The following is a 19,626-nucleotide window of genomic DNA, read 5'->3' as shown; positions in this document are numbered from 1 at the left end:
GAACAGGGGCGGTGACGGATTTGCGGCGTCGTGCAGCAGGGATGGGGTGGTGATGCAGATCGGCCATAGTCGTCCTCGGCAGGGACCGCAGTCGTCGACGCATCCAACGCCGGCTGGCTGCTCAACCAAAGGCCACCTTACAACCGGTTACCACCCGGAACCCAGCGGTATCTCGAACTGTCCGAACACCGGAAACCCCGCGTTCATTCCCAACCAGGTAAGGACTTTTCGAACTGTTCGTCCTTAAGTCAGCTGTAGTCGGGGAGCTGCTGCAGGGCCCAGCCGTTGCCGTCGGGGTCGTCGAAGAAGACGAAGCGTCCCCACGGGAAGTCCTGCACCTCGCTGACCTCGACCCCACGGCCGGCCAGCTCGGCCCGGGCGGCGGTGACATCCGCGACGACCACCTGCAGACCGCGGACCGACCCCGGCTCGGCCTGCGGCATCCCCGTGCCGATGGCGATCGAGCACGCCGACCCCGGCGGCGTCAGCTGAACGAACCGGATTTCGTCGCTGACCTGGTGGTCGTGGTCGGCGTTGAAACCGATCTTCGCGGTGTAGAACTCCTTGGCCCGGTCCACGTCCGACACCGGCACCGAGACCAGCTCCAGCTTCCAGTCCATCTTGTCTTTCCTCCCGATCGGCTTGCGCGTTCCCCGAACGTACCGCGAGTAGCGGTCACCTTCTGTCCGCTACTCGATCAGGCGCTTGCCGTCACCGGCGCCTCTGATTCAGATCGGACTTGAAGGGCACTGGAAGATAGCAAGTAACGGTTGCCATCGGCCCCGGCGTTGAGCAGACAGCGCCGGGGCCGGCACCTGTCCGGGAGCTTGACTGTCGGGCAAACGACCGACAGCCCGACCGGACCGTTTCTTTTGTTCTGTGTAAGGGATTCGTGTTCTCCGTACCGACCCCTCGACGCGCGACCGTGCCGCGCACTAACGTCGCAGCCTTCAGGCGGTCGAGGCTGGGGAAGGTCCCGAGAAGTATGGACGTCGATTTACGGCTGGTGCGGTACTTCCTGGTGATGTCGGAGGAACTGCATTTCACCGCCGCGGCACGCCGGCTCTACGTGTCACAACCCGCCCTGAGTAACCAGATCCGCCGGCTCGAGTCGCAGCTCGGGGCGCAACTGTTCAACCGGTCGCCGCGGGGTGTGACGCTGACCGCCGCAGGCGACGCCTTCCTCCCGCACGCTCGCGGCGCCCTCGACGCGATCAAGTCCGGCGTCGCCGATGCCACCGCCGCGGCCGAACGCGATCAGGTACTCCGGATCGACCTGCTGCAGACAAATCTCGCCACCCCTCGCGCAGTACTCGCCCGGCTTCGCGACCGGCTGCCCACCTTCCGGTTGGAGATCACCAGCCGTGGCACCCGCGAGCAACAGCAACGCCTGCTCGACGGTGAGCTCGACCTGGCGCTCTGCGGCTCCACCGCACGCTGCCCCGACGGAGTCATGCAGCGCATCATCCGTCGCGAAGCACTCGGCGTGGCGCTGCCCGAGCGGCACCCACTCGCGGCGTCGGAGTCCGTCGCAGTACGGGAGCTGACGGACGAGCTGCACTACCTCCCGCGGGACGATCTCGCGCCGGAGTGGAACGAGTTCGTGCTCGCTTGCTGCCGTACGGCGGGATTCGCACCGCGCCGCCATCCCGCGAGCAACGGTTCTGTCGCCGACCTGGTCCGGGCCGGCGAGTGCGTCGCTCTGGGGCTGCTCTCGACCCAGTATCCGGCGGGAATTGTCGTCCGGCCGCTCGCCGCAGGCGTCCCTCCTTACGGATGGTCACTGCGCTGGCGTGACTCACCGCGCACGCCGGCGGCGGCACTCGCCGTGTTGCGCACGCTGGACTAGTCCGACCTTTGACCGATTACCGAACAACCTCGGACGGCGCTGTTTCTTCAAGCGGGGTTGATGTTTCCGTCGCGTCTCGACGCTGCGGGTCCGCGTAGTTCGGTCCTCGGATGCATAACTTCGAGATTCATAGGGTAGGAATGACTCAACAGATATTGACCGCGGTCCAGACATGTGCCGCGCCGTGACTCATAGTCGCGAGGTCAAGAATCATGGTTTCCGTACTTGCCGAACCGAAGCAGCACCGCAGTCCGTCGCAGCACAGCGACCCGAAGCAGCAGCGCGATCTTCTGACCCGGTCCCTTCTCGACCAGCGCGCCGCCTCCACTGACGAAACTCTCCGGCAGTCTTTGCTGGAGGAAGCGATCGAGTTGAATCTCGGGATCGCGCACAGCATCGCCGGCCGGTTCCGCGGCCGCGGTGTCGAATCCGACGATCTCGACCAGGTCGCCTACCTGGGGCTGGTCAAGGCCGCCCGCAGCTACCGTCCCGACACCGAGACCCCGTTCCTCGCCTACGCCGTACCGACCATCCGCGGCGAGGTGAAGCGCTACTTCCGGGACTGTTCCTGGACGGTCCGGATCCCGCGCAGACTGCAGGAGCTGCAGGGCTCGATCGCCGCCGCGCGGCCGCAGCTCGTGCAGGACCTGCAGCGCGATCCCACCCTGGAGGAGCTCGCCGAGCGGCTCGGCACCACGGTCGCCGAGGTCGAGGCGGCGCTCGCCGCGGACGGCTGCTTCTCCGTACTGTCACTGGATCGCCCGCTCGACAGCGACTCGACGGCCAGCCTGGCCGACACAGTCGCGGCCGACGAGGACAGCGCGTTCGAGCAGACCGAGGCGGTCGCCATGCTCGAGCCGGTGCTGAACGACCTCGCCCCGCGCGAGCGCAAGATCCTCGAGCTGCGCTTCGTCGAGGGTCACACCCAGGCCGACATCGGCGCCGAGATCGGCGTCAGCCAGATGCAGGTCTCCCGGCTGTTGCGCGGCATTCTCGACCGCCTGCGCGACCAGATCGAGCCCCCCGCCGCTGCCGCGGCCTGACCCTCCCGTCAGACCGGTAGCGTCCCTCCACGCGGTGGTCCGCCGTAGACTTGTCTGCGCGGCGGACCACCTGCGGAGGGTTGCTCTAGATGCCTGTGTTCGTGGTCCAGTTGCATGACGCCAGGCGGTTGCACTACGACGTACGGCTGGAAGTCGACGGCGTACTGAAGTCGTGGGCGGTGCCGCGCGGGCCTTCGCTGGATCCGGCCGTGAAGAGGTTGGCGGTGCCGACCGACGATCACGCGATGGACTATGCGAACTACGAGGGCGTTCACGCCGGAGCCCGCTACGGCAGCGGCGCGGTGATCGTGTGGGACGCGGGCGACTACACCAATCAGACGCGGGACAAGGCACGCAAGCTCGTCGAGCCCGCGGACGCGATCGAGCGCGGGCACTTCCGGTTCGCCTTGCAAGGGGTGAAGCTGACCGGCTCCTGGGCCTTCACCCGAACCGGCCGGGACGGCGACTGGCTGCTCGTCAAAGTCCGCGACGAGGCGGCCGAGCCCGGTCTCGACCTGACCACCGCCGAGCCGCGCTCCATTCTGAGCGGCCTGACCATCGAGGAGATGGCCGAATCCGGTCATTCGGGTGATCAGTCACAACCTTGACCGGATGCAGCTGTCCGAGCTGGAGGTCCGGTGACTCACCAGCCGTCGATGTGGACGAGGTCGTCGGTGGCTTGGCGCGGGGCCGGCTTGAAGGTGTCGCCGGTGTAGTACGCGGTCGGGAGCAGCACGGACTGCCGGACTTCCTCCGGCAGTCCGAGCAACTCGGAGATCTCCTGCTCGTAGGTCATGTGCAGCGTGGTCCACGCAGTACCGAGGCCGCGGGCGCGGGCTGCGAGGCAGTAGCTCCAGGCTGCCGGGAGGATCGAGCCCCAGAGGCCGGCCTGGTTGCCCGCGCCCAACGACTTCACCGTCAGGCACGGGATGACGAGCACGGGAACCTGTCCCATCCGCTCGCCCAGGTAGGCGACACTCGACCCGACCCGCTGCTGGACCTGCGACCGCTCGGGATCGTCGGCGTGCAGGCGACCGGCCGCGCCCGGGGAGTCCAGGTAGGACTCCACGGAACGCCGGTAGTACTCGCCGATCGCGGCCCGCTTCTCCGCGTCGGTGATCACCAGCCAGTGCCAGGTCTGCCGGTTGCTCCCGGACGGCGCCTGGAGCGCGACCTCGATGCACTCGCGGATCAGCTCCAGCGGCACCGGCCGCTCGAGATCGAGCCGCTTGCGGACCGTACGGGTGGTGGTGAGCAGTTCGTCTGGGGTCAGGTCGAGTGTGGTCACCGCTTCAGTTTGTCAGCACACGTACATCGAGTTGGGGTGGACCTTCTCGCAGTACCGGACGTGGAGGTGGTTGTCGTGGGCCGGCCACTCGGCGGTCAGACCCTCGTTGATCAGGGTCGGGTCGTTGAACCAGATGAACTTGACGTGGCCGGGAGCCGCCGCGCGGACCATCTGGACGAGCTGCCGGGTAGCGGCGCGGTCGTAGGTCGACGACTGCCACGTGATCCGGCCCGCGGTGCACTGGGCGTTGTCGGTGCGGATCGGCCAGATGTCGATGTCCATGCCGTTCTCGTGGCTGCCGTGGCCGGGGATGTCGCCACCGTGCTCGAACCCGGCGTCGCCGTACCCGACCTTGCCCTGGTTCGTGCCCGCGAAGGTGCGGGCGGCCTGCTCCAGCTGGGCCACGGCGGCTGCGGCAGCCCAGTTGGCCGCGGTCCCGTTGCCGTCGGGGTCCTGGTCGCACAGGTTGGCGGTGAAGTCGGGGTAGTCGTAGTGCCAGGCGAAGTTGCGCCAGCTGATCGGGCCGACGATGCCGTCAGCGCCGATACCCGCGTGGGACTGGAACGCGACGACGGCGTCGCGGACCGCAGTACTGAAGACTCCGTCGACCGGGAGGCTGAGGCGGCGCTTGGCGTTCAGCTCAACCTGGAGTGCCTTCACGGCCGCGTTGTTGTCGCCCAAGCGGATCGTGGGGACGAGCGCTCCCCAGGTCTGCGGGCCGACGATGCCGTCGGAGCCGAGGCCCTTGGCGGTCTGGAAGGCCTTGGCGGCGGTCACGGTCGAGGCGCCGAAAACGCCGTCGGCGGGCGCGGACTGCCCGTTGTACTGCAGCAGGTACTGGATCGCCAGTACGTCGGCGCCGCGGTTGTTGAGGCTCTGGGTCGGGAAGAAGGCGTTCGCATAGGCCTGGGCACTGCCGGGGATCCCGCCGATCAGCAGGATCACGGTCAACAGGGCCAGACCTGTTCGTTTGAGGGACGGCACGGTTGTCTCCATTCGGGGCGGTCGAGTCCGTGAGTAAGTAACCACTGATGGTCACCTTCGGACACAATTTTCCGCACCGCAAGAGGTGGCCGTTATTCGAACGGGGCCGGGTCCCCCGCGCCGATCCGGACGACCTCTGGGACGTCCTCGGAGAAATCGACCACTGTGGTCGGCTCGGTGCCGCAGTCGCCGGAGTCAATGACGGCGTCGATCTGGTGATCGAGGAGTTCCTTGATCTCCCAGCCCTGGGTCATCGGCTCTTGCTGGTCCGGCAGCAGCAGCGTGCTCGACAGCAGCGGTTCGCCGAGCTCGGCCAGCAGCGCCTGGGTGACGACATGGTCGGGGATGCGCACACCGACCGTCTTCTTCTTCGGGTGCATCAGCCGCCGCGGCACCTCTTTGGTAGCGGGCAGGATGAAGGTGTAGCTGCCCGGCGTCGCCGCCTTGATCGAACGGAAGACCGCGTTGCTGATGTGCACGAACTGACCGAGCTGGGCGAAGTCCTGGCAGACCAGAGTGAAGTGGTGCCGGTCGTCGAGGTGCCGGATGCTCCGGATCCGGTCGAGGCCGTCCTTGTTGCCCAGCTGGCAGCCGAGCGCGAAGCAGGAGTCCGTCGGGTAGGCGACCAGCCCGTCGTCGCGGATCAGGTCGACCACCTGACCGATCGCTCGCTTCTGCGGATTCTCCGGGTGCACGTCGAAATACCTCGCCATCCCCCGACCCTAGCGCTGAACGGCCGGGGGATGCCTCGGTGGACTACCTGACCAGCAGTTTCAGGGCTGTCGTGAAGGCGGTGTCGCGCTCCGCCGCGAACTCGGCCGGGGTGAAGACCGGGGTGCGGACGTCCGGCGCGATGCCGGGGCCGTCGAAGGTCTTCCAGTCCCGGGTACGGAACTCCTCGTTCGGGACGATGAACTGCCAGCCATTGGGGAGCGTGCGGACCAGTACGTCGGAGAACACGCCCTGGGTGTTCTGCCCGATCCGGATCGGGCGCGGAGTGCGGTTCATCATCGCCTGGGTGAACGTCTCGCCGGCGCTCATCTGCGAGCCGCCGGTCAGGATCGCGATCGGGCCGGTGTACTTCGTCCGCTCCGACGGCTGGACGAACAGCGGCTGGGGCGCCGTGAACGCGGTCGGGTCGGCCGGGTCGTTGCGGGCCCGCTTGGCGTAGGCGAAGAACGGCTTGCCGGTCAGCCGCGAGGCCAGGTCGAGGCCGAGCTGGTCGGAACCACCACCGTTGATCCGCAGATCGATGATCAGGCCGCGGAGGTTCTTCACCCGCTCCTTGGTGAGGATCTTGTCGAGCGTTGCGTTCAGGGTGTCGCGCTCGGCGTTGTAGTCGAGGATGTCGCCGTAGCCCATGAAAGCGATCACCCGGAGATAGCCGACCCGGCCGGGCAGGTCGGCGTACCCGATCCGCTCGTTGGCATAGGACGCGAACTTCACACCCTTGAGCGCGGTCCCCTCGATGTACGGCCGGAGGACCCCTTCGAGCTCCGGTGTCGGCAGCGTCGTGCCAGGCCGGACCCCGGCGAACAACGTCTCGCCGTCCGCGGTACGGATCGCGGTGTGCGCGTCGCCCAGCGGCTCGACCATCTCGGACAGCAGACCGGACAGCGCGGCGTCCGAGATCCCCGGCGTGACCCGCGGCCGGTACGTGTCGCGGACCTTGGCCCAGTCGATGCCCTTGGCCTGGAAGAACGGGTAGTTCTCGTTGTACGTCGTCCAGAACTGGTCGAAGACGGCGAGCGGACCCGTTGCCCCCGGCACCTTGCACAGCTTGGGGAGTTTCGCCAGCCGGCGCAGGTGTTTGTCGCCGACGTTTCCCTCGACATGCATCACCGCGCGGTCACGACGAACTCGTACCGTGAAGGCCTGTTCCCTATCAGCGGTGAACCGTTCGCCGGTCTGCTGGAACTCGCCCGCCGGCGTACAACTGATCGAGGTCGTGGAGAACAACCCGGCCTTACCGTTGTCAATGGCAACGATCGTGCCGTAGCCGTCCAGCTGCCAGACGCCGTCGATGGAGGCCGCGGCACCCGCAGCCAGCGGGCCGGACAGTGGGGCTGCCACCAGGCCGGCGGCGATCCCGGCGATTGGCAGCAACCGATGCAACGAAGTGAGCTTCATACCGACAACTCTGGTCGGTCCGCAGCACCTCGGACAGGGAGCGATCACCCCACGTGGGGTAGGCCTAGCTCTACTACTTCGCCAGCCCCAGCGGCGTCGCGCTGACCACCAGATTCTTCTCGTACCCACCGCGCGACCGGTCATAGGCACCCGTGCAGGTGATGAGCACCAGCCGGTGATCACCCGTCTGGTCGAACGCGCCACTCTCGGTCGCCAGCGCGTCCTTCGGCACCGACGTCACCGTGTTCACCCGGTACGACGCACTGTGGCCCGCATCGCGGAGTACGACGACCTCGCCCGGCTTGACCTTCAAGAGCCGCACGAAGAACCCGATCCCCTCCTTGGCGGAGTCGACGTGCCCCGCGATCACCACCGAGCCGAACGGGTCACCCGCCTCAGCGCCGCCATCCCACCAACCGACCCGCCGGACATGCTCCGGTACTACGAGTTGCCCGCCAACCGTCGAGGCAGGCAGCACGGCCGCCTTGGCCCCGCCGGGCATCACGATCTCGGTGGGGACGAATCTGACCCGCTGGCTGGCGGCCGGCGTACCGACTCTGCCGGGCAGCGCGGACGACGACGGCTCCGGCTCCACCACAGCCGGAGTACCGCCGCCACCCGTACCTGGACTCGGGACTGCCTCGTCCACCTGCGCGGCACACCCCTCCAGGGCCACGCAGATGAACAGCAATCCGAGCAAGAACCGCCTCAGCGACGTACCGCCCTTCTGACCACCACGGTCAGCATCAGTGCCAGCGCACCCACCAGGAGCAACAGCGGCGAACTCGAGCCCTGCTGGTCTTCGGTGAGGCCGAGTCCGGCCGCCTGGCCACCGGTACCGGTGTTCACCAGACCGGGCTTCTCACTCCCGGCCCCGGGCAGCTTCAGCGTCGCCACCGCGACGTTCATCGTCTTCGAGGTCGGCTCGCCGACCGCGAAGACGCGGGTCAGGTAGCCCGCCCGGATCGGCAAATCCAACGGCCCGAGAACAACCGGTGTGGTCGATCCGGCGGGCACGATCTCGACCTTGTAGGTGCCGGCCGGAACGACTACGTCGAGTGATTCCCCGTTCGCCACGTTGGCAAATAGCACCTTTCCGTTCACCCGGATGTCAGCCGGCCCGACGGCCGCGGTGTGCGCGACCCGGAGGGCGCCCTTGTCCCGCGGTACGGCGGCCAGCTTGTTGACGTACGTGGTGATCACCGGAGCCGCCGTCGGCGAGGCCGGGCGGTGGATGACGACGTCGAGGTTGCTGTCGGCGGCCACCGTCACCTGCCGCTCGATCACGACCTTGCCGCCGTCCTTCGCGGTGATCTTGCGCGCCCCCGCAGCCACCGTGAGCGGTCCGACCACCTCGGTCGCCTTCACCCCGGTGGCGACCGTCTTGCCGTCGACAGCTATGTCGAGGGTCCGGCCCGGCAGGCCCTGGATCACGTGCAGCACGCCGTTGCCGGCCGCCTGGGCCGGTACCGCGATGAGCGCCCCCAGCGCGACCACAGTCACCGCCAGCGTCGCGGAAACCGCTCTGCGAAATTTCGGACCTGACACTCTCGATATGATTGTCCTGATATTCCGGCCCCCCGGGATTACTGATGGAGATTGCCCGGACACACTGTGTTCCCGCATTTTCCCACCCCTTTGGAAATGCATAAGTATTTGCCTGGTGAGGCGAATTCGGGCGTATCGTATGCGGAAGTCGATCCGGCCGCCAGAGGAAGTGGCCGGGTCCTTTGGGGGCGATCACGCGTGTCCGCACGGAGCAGGTTGAGGAACTCGGTGCTGGCGGCGGTCACGCTGACGCTGGGGATCGGCACGATCGCAGGTTGTTCGGCACAGGAACAGGCCGGGATTCCGGTCGCGCCCAGCCCGGGGCCGTTGGCCAACGGGGGTGGGGCCGCGCCGGTCCAGCCGCCACCGACGGCGGAGGGACCGGGCTTGACCGCGCCTGGAATCCACCTGGCCGCAGTACCGCGAGGCGACGGCAGTTTCGACATCACCGAAGACGTCGTACTGCGCACCGAGGTCGCGCTCATCCGCCTGCAATTGCCGCGCTCGGGTCAGCAATTGGTCGGGATGATGACGCAGACCAAGCCGGTCGCGACGAGCTTGAAGATCACCGCCGACGATCAGCCCGTTCCGACGGGGACCGTGAAGCTGAGCAAGACCCAGGACCTGCCGCTGCCGGTCGCCGCGACGAGGTTGCGGCTGGTCTACCGGCTGTCCGGGTCGACCGTGCGCAGCCTGCCGTCCGAGACCGGCCGGGCCTCCGCCGCGATCAGCCCACTCATGGCCGGCGTCGACGGCACGCTGCCCACCAACTACCAGATCGCGGGCGGCGGCCTGCTCAACGCGACCTGCCCCGAGATGACCGAAACCCGTTGTGCCGTGGGCGAACCACCCGGCCTCGGCATCCAGCAGGGCATCCCGGCCGGCCAGTCCCTCGCAGTACTCCAGTTGAACCTGCCCATGCAGCCATGAGGTAGCCGTTTGAAGCGCTTAAGCTGAGAGCATGGTCAACACTCACCCCGTGGATCCCATCGCTCTCGGTACCGCGCGGGGCCGCTGGGTGCTGGCCGCCACCGCCCTCGGCTCGGGAATGGCCTTCCTGGACGGCACGGTCGTCAACGTCGCGCTGCCGTCGATGGGCGAGGACCTGGGCGCCGAGATCTCGGGCCTGCAGTGGATCGTCAACGGGTACCTGCTGATGCTGGCGTCGCTGATCCTGCTGAGCGGTTCGCTCGGTGACCGGCTCGGTCGCCGCCGGATGTTCCTCACCGGCGTCAGCTGGTTCGCGCTGGCCTCGCTGCTGTGTGCGGTCGCCCCGAACCTCGAGGTGATGATCGCCGGCCGCATCCTGCAAGGCATCGGCGGCGCGCTGCTGACCCCGGGCAGCCTCGCGATCCTGCAGACGAGCTTCCGGCCGTCGGACCGCGCGAAGGCGGTCGGCACCTGGTCCGGGCTCACCTCGGTGGCCGCGGCGATCGGCCCGTTCGTCGGCGGCAGCCTGGTCGACAGCGGTTCGTGGCGCTGGATCTTCGTGATCAACCTGCCGCTCGCGGCGGCCACTGTCCTGGTCACCCTGCGGCACGTGCCGGAAACCCGCGACGAGACGATGGCCGGCAAGCTCGACGTCGCCGGCGCCGTGCTCGCGACGGTCGGGCTGGCCGGGCTGACCTTCGGCCTGATCAGCGCCGGCGATCGCGGCTTCGGCGACGCTCTCGTGCTGACTACCCTGGCGATCGGGGTCGTCGGCCTCGCGGCATTCGTCGAGGTCGAGCGGCGGAGCTCACACCCGATCCTGCCACCGGGGATCTTCAGCAACCTGCGCTTCACCGGCGCCAACCTGGTCACCGTCGCCGTCTACGGCGCGCTCGGCACCGCCACGTTCCTGCTGGTCGTCTACCTGCAGACGGCCCTCGGGTACGAAGCGCTCTGGGCCGGCGCCGCGTTGTTGCCGATGACCTTGCTGATGCTGACGCTGTCGGGCTACGCAGGTGCGCTGTCGGAGAAGATCGGCGCCCGGATCCACATGACGATCGGCCCGCTCTTCATGGCGGCCGGCTTCCTGCTGATGATGCGGGTCAAGCCGGGCGCGGGCTACTTCACCGCGGTACTTCCCTCCGTCGTCGTCCTGGGCATCGGCCTGGTGTGCACGGTGGCTCCCCTGACCTCCACCGTGCTGTCCGCGGTCGAAGACCATCACGCCGGCGTCGCTTCCGGGGTCAACAACGCCGTCGCCCGGACCGCGCAGTTGATGGCGGTCGCCGCGATCCCGCTGGCCGCGGGGATCACGGGCGACTCCTACCGCGACCCGGCCGCCTTCAGCGACGGCTTCCAGACGGCGATGTGGATCTCGGCCGGCCTGGCCGTTGCGGGCGCAATACTGGCCTGGGTGACACTGGCCCCGCGGAAGGCTTCGCAGCCTCCCACGGACCAGCCTCACTACACGCACTGCGCGTTGATCTCCCCGCCGCCGGCCACCCCGGAGACCGCGCCTACGACACCGTGAAGGTGCGCGAGGTCCCGGTGAACGGGGTGATCGTGCCGGTCAGCGCCTTCGAGTCGCCGCGGTGGACGATCCGGTAGGTGCCCGGCTGGGTCGCCTTCCAGGTGATCGTCGCCTTCGAGTCCGCCAGACCCGTCCGCTCCCAGCGGTAGGTGGTGTCCCAGTCGCCGTCGTCGGCAACTCGTTGCCATTGGCCACCAACTTGGCGCTGCACCTCGAGGTACGTGCCGTTGCGGTGCAGGTTGTTCTTGGGATGGCCGGTCACGAACGCCACCGAGACCGTCGCGCCCCGCTGGTACGACGGCGCCGCGTCGGTCAGCACCTGGCCGAACGACTTGAACGGCGGCGGGCTGTCGAACACCACGCCCGTCTGCAGGTTGAGCTCGGCGGTGATCGGCTTCGGCGGATGTGTTCCCGCCGCGACCGGCGTACCGGCCTTCAACGCCTTGGCGAGGCCGGCGAACTCCTGCTGGTAGGCGGGCAGCGTGTATTTGCCGAACAACGTCGAGCCGCCTTCGTACTGCTGGAGCTGGTACTCCTCCGGCGTCGTCACGTACGAGCTGTAGGCGTTGGCGTAACCCTGGATCAGCACGTTCTCGAGCGGTACGCCGAGCTCGGCCGCGACCGTCCGCCGCAGCCGCAGGCCGGCCACGATCGTCACCTCACCGGGCATCGCGACCAGGTAGAACTGGCCGAGCTTGACGAGCTGGATCGGCACGATGTCGGGCGTCGCCTGCAGCAACCCGGTCGGTACGGCGGCCAGCTTGGGCGACTGGCAGCTGATCAGCCACGGCGCGACGTCGACCTTGAACGGCTTCAGCAGCTCGAAGAACGGGTTCGTCACCCCTTCGGGGATGAACGGGATCGCGGGGCCGTCCTCGATACTGCCGGCCAGCGTCGAGACGCCGACGACACCGGGACAGGTGCGATGCGCCTCGCCGTCGGGGGTGTACTGCGGAGCCACCTGAACAGCCGACATGTCGACATAGCGCATCCGGGCGTCGATGCTGCCGGTGATCGTTGCCCGCGGCCCGTTGTAGGCCTGCCCGGCGGCCTGCTGCTGACGGTCGCCGAGGATCTGCTCGTTCAGCAGCGGGTCCTCGGTCGGGCCGGACCCCGGCCTGAGGTTGAGGTTGGGCGACATGTCGCCGGCGTTCGTGTTGGGGAACGCGGCGACGAAACCCTGCCCCTCGTCGAGGTACCGGACGCCCTTCTCGTCATGCTCCCAGCGGTAGGCCGCGTAGCCCTTGTTGTCCGGGCTGATCAGCGTGTTCTCGTTGGTGATCGAGGTCGCGTGGGTGGCGAACCAGCTGATCGCGCCGACGTCGTTGCCGCCCTGCTGGAAGCGCAGCACCGTCACGGCCGGGTCGATCGCCTGCGGGAACGCGGCCCGGTCGGCGGCCGGGTTCTGCTCGAAGGCGACGCGGGACCGGTTGACGCTGGCGTTGGTGAGAGTGGACCGGCCGAGACTGATGGTGCCGGGGGCAAGGTTCTGGTGAGCCTCGGTGATCGCCTCGACGATGCCGTCGACGGTCGCGTCGAAGGCCTGCTTCTGGAACCCGTAGATCGACAGGTTGTAGGCCAGGTTGTGCGACTGGCCACCCGGCCCGCTGTGCGTGTGGGTCGCCGAGAGCAACACGTTGCGTTCGGAGTACAGGGTTCCGTACTTCGCCTGCAGCTTGGCTACTACGGCATCCTTCTGGGCCTGGAAGATCATCCCGAGATCGGAGTTGACGTAGGCGACGCGCTGGCCGGTCGCCTGCTCGACCGTGACGAACGCCCGGGCCCGCAACCGCTGGTGGATGCCGGTCGTGTTCTGGCCGAACTTCGAGTAGCCCATCATCCCGTTCTCGGCGGCGGGCCCGGTGATGTCGGAGATCCCCCGGCCGACCAGGTACGCCGAATCGACGGCCTGCGCGGTGGTGGTCTGGTTGGCGCTGACCCCGACGGCGGTGACCAGCGCAAGGGCGAGTACGGCGACGAGCGGGCGGCGCATGGGCGTCTCCTTCTGCACGGATGAAAGCTGAGTCAATTTCATCTTTACCGGAGAGTACTGGCTCGCTCGCGCACTGTGAAGGTCTGGCGGCTATTTGCCGAGCTGCAGGTAATGCCTCCGGGTCTCGGCCGGGAGACGCTCGATCGAGTAGCGCAGCATGGTCCTGGGCATCTGGGTCGCGTGAGCATCCAGGAAGGCGCGCAGAGCGTCCGGAGCGGTGTGCTTGCCGGCCTCGCGGAGCATCCAGCCGGAGGCCTTGTGGATGAGGTCCTCCGGGTCGTTCAGCACCCGCTCGGCGAGTGCGAAGGTGTCGTCGGTCTGGCCGTTCCGGATCAGTTTGTAGGTGGCAACCAGCGCGATCCGCCGTTCCCAGAGGTTGCTGGAGGCAATCAACTGGTAGAGCACGTCCCGGGGTTGGTCGAGCAGCTCGGCCCCGACGATCTCGGGCGCGCTGCAGTCGACCAGGTCCCAGTTGTCGATGTACTTCGTACTCCGTAGGTAGAGCTCGTAGATCGCGGTGAGCTCCGCCGGGTTCGCAGTACGGGGCTTGAGGGCGCGACCGGCGCGATCCGCGAGCAGGCAGAGGATCGCCAATCGGTGTTCGTGCACAGGGCTGGCGAGCGCCTTCTCGATCGCAGGCAACGGGAGGCCGGCGCGGAGGTACGGCTTGAGCAGGATGCGCAGGGTGGAGAGCTTGACGCCGATCATCAGGTCGCCTTCGCCATAGCCGCCGGGCTTGACCTGGAAGTAGCGCGCGAGCACCTCGGCGATCGCGGGGTCGGCCGCCTCGTCGATCTCCCTGAGCAGGTCGTCGATCGTGCTCAGCTCAGAGCTCCTTCAGCAGTTCCTTCATCGTGGCGATCTCCTTCGTCTGGGTGACGCTGACCTCCTGGGCCAGCTCCCCGACCCGGATCGCCGAGCCGTTCTCGAGCTGCTCGTCGCTCATCGTCACCGCGCCCTCATGATGCTTGATCATCAGGTTCAGGAACAGCTCGTCGAAGGCTTTGCCACGAGTCTTCTGCAGGGTGGTCAGCTCGGCCTGGGTCGCCATCCCCGGCATCTTGCTGTGATCGAGGTGCTCGACGTGTTCCAGGTCCGGCGGGGTCTGGCCGGCGGCGGTGAGGAGCTGCCGCATCGACGCGATCTCCGGCTGCTGGCCGACCCGGATCCGCTCGGCCAGCGCCTTCACCCGCGCGTTGGCGGCCGACGTACCGGCCCATCCCGCCATCAGCAGCGCCTGGGTGTGGTGGACCATCATGTCGCTCAGGAAGCGGACGTCATCCGGGTCGACCGTCGCCTGGGTGGAGGGCAACGCCGTCACGGTCTTGTTCGGCCCGCCCGGCGTCCCCGGAACGATCACCGGCAGGCCGGGCGGGGTCTGCGCCGCCTGCGGCTTGGGGTCGGAACTGCAGCCGGTGACCATCAGGGCGATCACCACGACGGCAATCGTCCGGCGGCGTGCGGAAAAAGTCACCTGGGCCTCACTCCCTGTGGCAAATCGCTACCGGACAGTGTCTATCACGCTTAAGCTGAGCGTTCTAACAACTTCAGAAAAGGACCAAGGCATGCGCATCGGCCGCCCCCGCACGCTCGCCAGTCTCTGCTTCAGTGTCGGTCTCGTCGTCGCTCTGATCGGTGCCGTCGGCCCGGCGAGCGCCGAGGTGCCGGCGCCGCCGGAGACCGGCGCGACCAAAAGCGACAACATCACCCATCTGGCCAGTGCGCCGATGAGCGGACCGCTGGCCGACGGGATCAACACCGACATCGCGTTCGCCGGCAAGCTGGCCTACGTCGGCAACTACTCCGGGTTCGCGATCTACGACATCGGCGATCCGGCCAACCCGCGGCTGGTCAGCCAGGTGTCCTGTCCCGGCAGCCAGAACGACATCAGCGTCTCGAACGGCCTGCTGTTCCTCAGTACCGACTCGTCCCGCAGTGACAACTCCTGCCAGAGCGTCCCGCAGCCGGCGACGATCAAGGAGTCGTGGGAGGGGATCAAGGTCTTCGACGTCAAGGACCCGGCCAACCCCCGCTACATCGCCGCCGTCGAGACCCATTGCGGCTCCCACACGCACACGCTGATCCCGGACAAGTCGCGGAAGAACATCTACATCTACAACTCGTCGTACCGGCCCAACGTGACGTTCCCGGACTGCCAGCCGCCGAACGACCTGATCGACATCGTGAAGGTCCCGCTGCGGCACCCCGAGCAAGCTGCCGTGGTGGCGTCGCCGGTGCTGTTCCCGGACGGTGGCTTTCCCGGCAGCCCGACGGGCAGCACGACCAGCGGCTGCCACGACATCACCGCCTTCCCGGCGCGGAACCTCGCCGCGGCCGCCTGCATGGGTGACGGCATCCTGCTGGACATCTCCAAGCCGGAGCGCCCGAAGGTGATCGACCGGGTCCAGGACGCGGCCAACTTCTCCTTCTGGCACGGCGCCACCTTCAACGGCGACGGCACCAAGGTCGTCTTCATGGACGAGCTCGGTGGCGGCGGCGGTGCCGAGTGCAACGCAGAGGTCGGTCCGAACCGGGGCGCCACCGCGATCTTCGACATCAAGCACAAGAAGCTGGTCTTCCGCAGCTACTACAAGATCCCGCGGCACCAGGCCGTCGAGGAGAACTGCGTCTCGCACAACGGCTCGCTGATCCCGGTGAAGGGTCGCGACATCATGGTGCAGGCCTGGTACCAGGGCGGCTTCTCGGTCTGGGACTTCACCGACTCGCTGCACCCGAAGGAGATCGGGTACTTCGACCGCCCCGCGATCGAGCCGGCGGACTTCGGCGGCTACTGGTCCGTCTACTACTACAACGGTGCCATCTACGGCACTGAATCGGTCAAGTCCTTCGATGTCTTCCGGATCGACGACAAGCGCACCGACCCGGCCAGACGCGTCAAGCTGAAGGAGCTCAACGTCCAGACGCAGCCAGCTTTCTCGTAAACGTTTCCGTCGCACTCCGGGGTCCACGGGCAAACAACCGTTGTGACCCCGGAGTGTTCGGGCATACGGTGATACCAGGGCTGTTGTCCACCGCGCCAGGACCGACCGGCGTCGCGGGAGCACCCGGGGGAGAGACAGCGTGACGAGCCAGCCCAACGGCGGCGACGGCGAGATGATCCGGACCACGTTCGGAGCCGTCACCGAAGAAGTTCAGCCTGGCATGCTGGTGGTCCGGCTGTCCGGTGAGATCGACATCGCCACCACCGAGTTCGCGGCCGAAGCGATCCGGGCGGCGATCGCTCCACCGGCGCGACTGGTGCTCATCGAGGTGTCCGCGGTGACGTTCTGCAGCTCGGCCGGGCTGGGCAATCTGGTCGAGGCCAGGCAATTGGCCGGGCAACATGGCATCGATCTCGCATTGGTCGGCGTCGGGCGTCCGGTGGACCGTCCGCTGACCATCACCGGCCTCGGGCGTGACTTCCGGATCTTCGCCTCCGTCGACGACGCCCTCCAGCATCTGGGCTCCTGACCGGCTCCCACGCCGGCACTACGGCCGGCCGGGCGCCCTGCGGATCGGCGTACCGGTGGTCACCGTGTGATACCGGCCTGCCCGAAGAGGATTGACCCGCGCCGAGGATGGGAACGCTGAGTCACTGCCGGGCTCTGACGGGTGATGGCAACGTTGCCGCACGACCCACGGGGATGGGTCGCGGCGGCCTGGGGAGGGGGATGCGTATGGCTCGCGGAAGTCCACTCGCGATCGGCGTCCGGACCGTCGGGGAGGCGGTGGTGGTCAGCCCGTCGGGAACGCTGGAGCTGAGAACCGCGCCGCAACTGCGATCCTTCCTGGCCAGACGGCTGGCCGACCAGCCCGGCGCCGTGATCGTGATGCTGCAAGACCTCGTGCTCGCCCGGGCGTACTCGCTCAGCGTCTTCACCAACCTCGCCCGCCAGGTCGCGGACTGGTCGGGCACTCCCCTGCTGCTGGTGACCGGCCGGAACCGCAGCCACGAGCTGCAGCAGCACTCGGAGCTGATCGCCCGCTTCATCCCCGTCTTTCCCGACCTCGCCTCGGCACTGGCATCGATCCGCACCCCGCCGGCCCGGCAGTTCAGCAAGCTCCGGCTGGCCCCGGAGCCGCACAGCGCGGCCACGGCGCGCCGGTTCGTCGCCTCGGTCTGCGAGCTGTGGCACTGCGAGGAGGTCTCCGAGGACGCGGTGGCGATCGTGTCCGAACTGGTGGCCAACGTGGTCCGGCACGCCCATACCGAGGCCGAGCTCCGGCTGGAGCTGCGCCGGCAGGTCCTCATGGTCGCGGTCTCCGACGGCAGCCCTGAGCTGCCCGTACGCCGTCCGCCGGGCGTTCGCGAGAGCGGGCTGGGACTCGGCATCGTTGCCACTCTGGCGACCGCGTGGGGCGCCAGCCCGACGTCGACCGGCGGCAAGCTCGTCTGGGCCACTGTCCGGCTGCGATCGCCGAACGCCCGGGTCGCCATCAACAACAGCTGGCGCAACGGTCTGTAACCCGCCGGAGACGCTCTGCGGGCAATCGTGGTCCCCGCGGCATGCGTAGTCCCACGCTCATCGGTGCGGCGCTTTGCTCACGATGGAGGCCAAAGGGACACGAATCGGCGATCGTGGCCCTACCATGACGCCTGTGACCGGGGAATCCAGGAAGCAGCAGAGCCGGCCGACCGTGCAGGACGTCGCCCGGGAGGCCGGCGTCTCGCCATCGACTGTGTCGCGCGCCCTGCACACCCGGGGCTACGCCTCACCCGAGGTGCGCGAGCGCGTCCAGGCGGCCGCCCTGCGGCTCGGCTACGTGCCGAACCACATGGCCCGCAACCTGCGCAGCCGGACGTCGACCGCGATCGGCGTCCTGATCTCCGACCTGCGCAACCCGTTCTACGCCGATCTGGCCGCCGGGATCGAGGAGGTGCTCCGGTTCGAGGGGCACCAGATGATCCTGGTGAACGACAACGGCGACCCCGAAGAGGAGATGCACGCGGCGGAGACGCTGCTCGCGATGCAGGTCGCCGGGGTGATCGTGACCCCGGTCGCGGCCGCCTGCCCGAAGATGCTGCAGGACAACGGGATCCACGTGGTCTCCGCCGACCGGCAGCTCGGCCGGGGCGGCGACGCTGTCCTGAGCGACAACAAGGCCGGGGCGCGGGAGCTGACCGAGCACCTGCTCGGGCACGGCCACCGGCGGATCGGCCTGCTGATCGATGAGACGAAATGGTCCACCGGCGCTGGCCGGCTGGCCGGGTTCCGGGCGGCGTACGAGGAGGCCGGTCTGGAGCTCGACGAGGACCTGATCGTCTTCACCAGCTTCGACGCCGAGGCCGCCAAGCAGACCACCCGCAAGCTGCTCGACGAGCACGACGTGACCGCGATCCTGTCGGCGAACAACGTGCTGGCACAGGGCGCATTGGCCGAATTGAAGCGCCGGAGACTCCGGATACCGAACAAAATCAGCCTCGCCGCGTACGACGATGTTCCGTGGATGTCACTGGTCCAACCGGGCATCACCACGGTGGATCAGCACACAGTGGATCTGGGTCGTAGCTCTGCGCAACTATTGTTGGCCAGAATCAGGGACGAACTGCCTGCCAGACGGCGAATCGTCCGGGTCGCGCCACGTCTTGTTGTCCGCGGATCCACCGGACCCGCTCCCAGAAACTGAATTTCTGGCGTACCACCGGCACATGACACAACTTTATGTAGACCGGGTCATCGCCAGGCAGCTCGAGCGTCACACCGAGGTCGCCCAGGCGATGCACAGCCAGCTAGACGCGATCCAAGCGGTCGCTGACGAGCTCATCCGCCGACTCGACCTGGGCGGGGTGCTCTACACCTACGGCAACGGTGGATCCGCTGCCGACGCACAGCACCTGGTCGGTGAACTCATCGGCCGCTACCTGAGGGAACGGCGGCCGCTACCCGCCGTTGCCCTGGTCGGCGACGCAGCCGTCACCAGTTGCATCGCCAACGACTATGGCTACGACGAAGTGTTCTCCCGGCAGGTCCAGGCGCTGGTCCGGCCGGGCGACATGGTGGTCGGCTTCAGTACCTCCGGGACCTCGCCGACGGTGGTGAAGGGGCTGGAAGCGGCCCGTTCGGCCGGGGCCTGCTCGGTGGCCTTCACCTCCCGGCGCGGAGTCGGCCTGGCCGCGGCGGCCGACCTCGCGATCGTCGTACCGGCCGACGAGACCGCCCGGATCCAGGAGATGCACCTGCTGGCCCTGCACATGGTCAGCGAACTCGTCGACCAGTGGGCAGCCGCCTTCTGACCGACCGCTAGTCCATCCGCCAACCCACTAGCCAGCACCTTCGCGGCGGCCTGCTCGCACAGACCGCCGCGAAGTGGCCGGCCCGCCCCGAACAG

Annotated in this window: 20 protein-coding genes; 10 read left to right on the top strand and 10 right to left on the bottom strand. The window is 67.9% G+C overall.

Going from position 1 to position 19,626, the window contains the following annotated elements; all coding sequences use genetic code 11:
* Positions 1–248: 248 nt before the first annotated feature.
* Entirely contained in the window at positions 249–620 is a 372-nt protein-coding gene (locus tag G3I17_RS24905; protein ID WP_164600012.1) for a glyoxalase superfamily protein, read from the bottom strand.
* A gap of 365 nt (positions 621–985) precedes the next feature.
* On the opposite strand from G3I17_RS24905, the gene G3I17_RS24900 reads away from it, so the two are divergent.
* The 3 genes from G3I17_RS24900 to G3I17_RS24890 all read left to right on the top strand — a co-directional run bounded on the left by G3I17_RS24900 (position 986) and on the right by G3I17_RS24890 (position 3,500).
* Positions 986–1,849 carry a LysR family transcriptional regulator gene (locus G3I17_RS24900; RefSeq protein WP_164600011.1) on the top strand — a complete coding sequence of 288 codons (864 nt, stop codon included), beginning with the start codon at positions 986–988 and terminating at the stop codon, positions 1,847–1,849.
* Between the two features lie 212 nt (positions 1,850–2,061).
* On the top strand, positions 2,062–2,892 hold the full coding sequence (locus G3I17_RS24895; protein WP_164600010.1) for a SigB/SigF/SigG family RNA polymerase sigma factor: 831 nt from the start codon (positions 2,062–2,064) through the stop codon (positions 2,890–2,892).
* A gap of 89 nt (positions 2,893–2,981) precedes the next feature.
* Positions 2,982–3,500 carry a DNA polymerase ligase N-terminal domain-containing protein gene (locus tag G3I17_RS24890; RefSeq protein WP_164600009.1) on the top strand — a complete coding sequence of 173 codons (519 nt, stop codon included), beginning with the start codon at positions 2,982–2,984 and terminating at the stop codon, positions 3,498–3,500.
* Between the two features lie 35 nt (positions 3,501–3,535).
* Here the strand turns inward: G3I17_RS24890 and G3I17_RS24885 are convergent, their stop codons facing one another.
* The 6 genes from G3I17_RS24885 to G3I17_RS24860 all read right to left on the bottom strand — a co-directional run bounded on the left by G3I17_RS24885 (position 3,536) and on the right by G3I17_RS24860 (position 8,842).
* The gene (locus G3I17_RS24885) at positions 3,536–4,180 is read right to left on the bottom strand and encodes a nitroreductase family protein (RefSeq protein ID WP_203590713.1); all 645 of its coding nucleotides are present in this window, start codon (positions 4,178–4,180) and stop codon (positions 3,536–3,538) included.
* A 12-nt stretch (positions 4,181–4,192) separates the two neighbouring features.
* Positions 4,193–5,164 (bottom strand): penicillin-insensitive murein endopeptidase, encoded by a 972-nt coding sequence (locus G3I17_RS24880; protein ID WP_343238404.1) that lies wholly within the window; start codon positions 5,162–5,164, stop codon positions 4,193–4,195.
* A 92-nt stretch (positions 5,165–5,256) separates the two neighbouring features.
* Complete coding sequence (locus G3I17_RS24875; protein WP_164600007.1) at positions 5,257–5,877, bottom strand: L-threonylcarbamoyladenylate synthase; 621 nt, start codon at positions 5,875–5,877, stop codon at positions 5,257–5,259.
* Positions 5,878–5,920: 43 nt separating this feature from the next.
* Positions 5,921–7,294 (bottom strand): S41 family peptidase, encoded by a 1,374-nt coding sequence (locus tag G3I17_RS24870; protein WP_164600006.1) that lies wholly within the window; start codon positions 7,292–7,294, stop codon positions 5,921–5,923.
* Positions 7,295–7,367: 73 nt separating this feature from the next.
* On the bottom strand, positions 7,368–7,994 hold the full coding sequence (locus G3I17_RS24865; RefSeq protein WP_203590712.1) for a class F sortase: 627 nt from the start codon (positions 7,992–7,994) through the stop codon (positions 7,368–7,370).
* A gap of 8 nt (positions 7,995–8,002) precedes the next feature.
* On the bottom strand, positions 8,003–8,842 hold the full coding sequence (locus G3I17_RS24860) for a DUF4397 domain-containing protein (RefSeq protein ID WP_203590711.1): 840 nt from the start codon (positions 8,840–8,842) through the stop codon (positions 8,003–8,005).
* Positions 8,843–9,058: 216 nt separating this feature from the next.
* Here G3I17_RS24860 and G3I17_RS24855 point away from each other — a divergent pair, with 216 nt between their 5' ends.
* Entirely contained in the window at positions 9,059–9,772 is a 714-nt protein-coding gene (locus G3I17_RS24855; protein WP_164600004.1) for a hypothetical protein, read from the top strand.
* 49 nt (positions 9,773–9,821) lie between these two features.
* A complete protein-coding gene (locus G3I17_RS24850; protein ID WP_343238403.1) occupies positions 9,822–11,303 on the top strand; it encodes a DHA2 family efflux MFS transporter permease subunit in 1,482 nt (493 codons plus the stop codon).
* On the opposite strand, the gene G3I17_RS24845 is transcribed toward G3I17_RS24850, so the two are convergent.
* From G3I17_RS24845 to G3I17_RS41030, 3 genes are all read right to left on the bottom strand, one after another.
* Complete coding sequence (locus tag G3I17_RS24845; RefSeq protein ID WP_164600002.1) at positions 11,290–13,296, bottom strand: neutral/alkaline ceramidase; 2,007 nt, start codon at positions 13,294–13,296, stop codon at positions 11,290–11,292. The genes G3I17_RS24850 and G3I17_RS24845 overlap by 14 nt on opposite strands.
* A 90-nt stretch (positions 13,297–13,386) precedes the next feature.
* A complete protein-coding gene (locus G3I17_RS24840; RefSeq protein ID WP_343238415.1) occupies positions 13,387–14,091 on the bottom strand; it encodes a DNA alkylation repair protein in 705 nt (234 codons plus the stop codon).
* 31 nt (positions 14,092–14,122) lie between these two features.
* On the bottom strand, positions 14,123–14,770 hold the full coding sequence (locus G3I17_RS41030; protein ID WP_164600001.1) for a DUF305 domain-containing protein: 648 nt from the start codon (positions 14,768–14,770) through the stop codon (positions 14,123–14,125).
* Positions 14,771–14,861: 91 nt separating this feature from the next.
* Between G3I17_RS41030 and G3I17_RS24830 the strand changes: the two genes are divergently transcribed.
* The 5 genes from G3I17_RS24830 (at position 14,862) to G3I17_RS24810 (ending at position 19,531) form a co-directional block, all read left to right on the top strand.
* Positions 14,862–16,238 (top strand): hypothetical protein, encoded by a 1,377-nt coding sequence (locus G3I17_RS24830; RefSeq protein ID WP_164600000.1) that lies wholly within the window; start codon positions 14,862–14,864, stop codon positions 16,236–16,238.
* A gap of 139 nt (positions 16,239–16,377) precedes the next feature.
* Entirely contained in the window at positions 16,378–16,767 is a 390-nt protein-coding gene (locus G3I17_RS24825; RefSeq protein ID WP_164599999.1) for an STAS domain-containing protein, read from the top strand.
* A 206-nt stretch (positions 16,768–16,973) separates the two neighbouring features.
* A complete protein-coding gene (locus G3I17_RS24820) occupies positions 16,974–17,762 on the top strand; it encodes an ATP-binding protein (RefSeq protein WP_164599998.1) in 789 nt (262 codons plus the stop codon).
* A gap of 133 nt (positions 17,763–17,895) precedes the next feature.
* Positions 17,896–18,924: a LacI family DNA-binding transcriptional regulator gene (locus G3I17_RS24815; protein ID WP_164599997.1), complete on the top strand. Its 1,029-nt coding sequence runs from the start codon at positions 17,896–17,898 to the stop codon at positions 18,922–18,924.
* 22 nt (positions 18,925–18,946) lie between these two features.
* A complete protein-coding gene (locus G3I17_RS24810) occupies positions 18,947–19,531 on the top strand; it encodes an SIS domain-containing protein (protein ID WP_164599996.1) in 585 nt (194 codons plus the stop codon).
* Positions 19,532–19,626 lie beyond the last annotated feature (95 nt).

It is taken from the genome of Streptomyces sp. SID13031 (assembly GCF_010548305.1).
GTDB lineage: Bacteria > Actinomycetota > Actinomycetes > Propionibacteriales > Kribbellaceae > Kribbella.
This window is presented reverse-complemented; position numbering and strand designations above follow the sequence as displayed.

Excerpts from the sequence above, each read along its gene's own strand:
- G3I17_RS24905 (WP_164600012.1), bottom strand. The coding sequence starts at position 620 with ATGGACTGGAAGCTGGAGCTGGTCTCGGTGCCGGTGTCGGACGTGGAC.
- G3I17_RS24900 (WP_164600011.1), top strand. The coding sequence starts at position 986 with ATGGACGTCGATTTACGGCTGGTGCGGTACTTCCTGGTGATGTCGGAG.
- G3I17_RS24895 (WP_164600010.1), top strand. The coding sequence starts at position 2,062 with ATGGTTTCCGTACTTGCCGAACCGAAGCAGCACCGCAGTCCGTCGCAG.
- G3I17_RS24890 (WP_164600009.1), top strand. The coding sequence starts at position 2,982 with ATGCCTGTGTTCGTGGTCCAGTTGCATGACGCCAGGCGGTTGCACTAC.
- G3I17_RS24875 (WP_164600007.1), bottom strand. The coding sequence starts at position 5,877 with ATGGCGAGGTATTTCGACGTGCACCCGGAGAATCCGCAGAAGCGAGCG.
- G3I17_RS24870 (WP_164600006.1), bottom strand. The coding sequence starts at position 7,294 with ATGAAGCTCACTTCGTTGCATCGGTTGCTGCCAATCGCCGGGATCGCC.
- G3I17_RS24845 (WP_164600002.1), bottom strand. The coding sequence starts at position 13,296 with ATGCGCCGCCCGCTCGTCGCCGTACTCGCCCTTGCGCTGGTCACCGCC.
- G3I17_RS24830 (WP_164600000.1), top strand. The coding sequence starts at position 14,862 with ATGCGCATCGGCCGCCCCCGCACGCTCGCCAGTCTCTGCTTCAGTGTC.
- G3I17_RS24820 (WP_164599998.1), top strand. The coding sequence starts at position 16,974 with ATGGCTCGCGGAAGTCCACTCGCGATCGGCGTCCGGACCGTCGGGGAG.
- G3I17_RS24810 (WP_164599996.1), top strand. The coding sequence starts at position 18,947 with ATGACACAACTTTATGTAGACCGGGTCATCGCCAGGCAGCTCGAGCGT.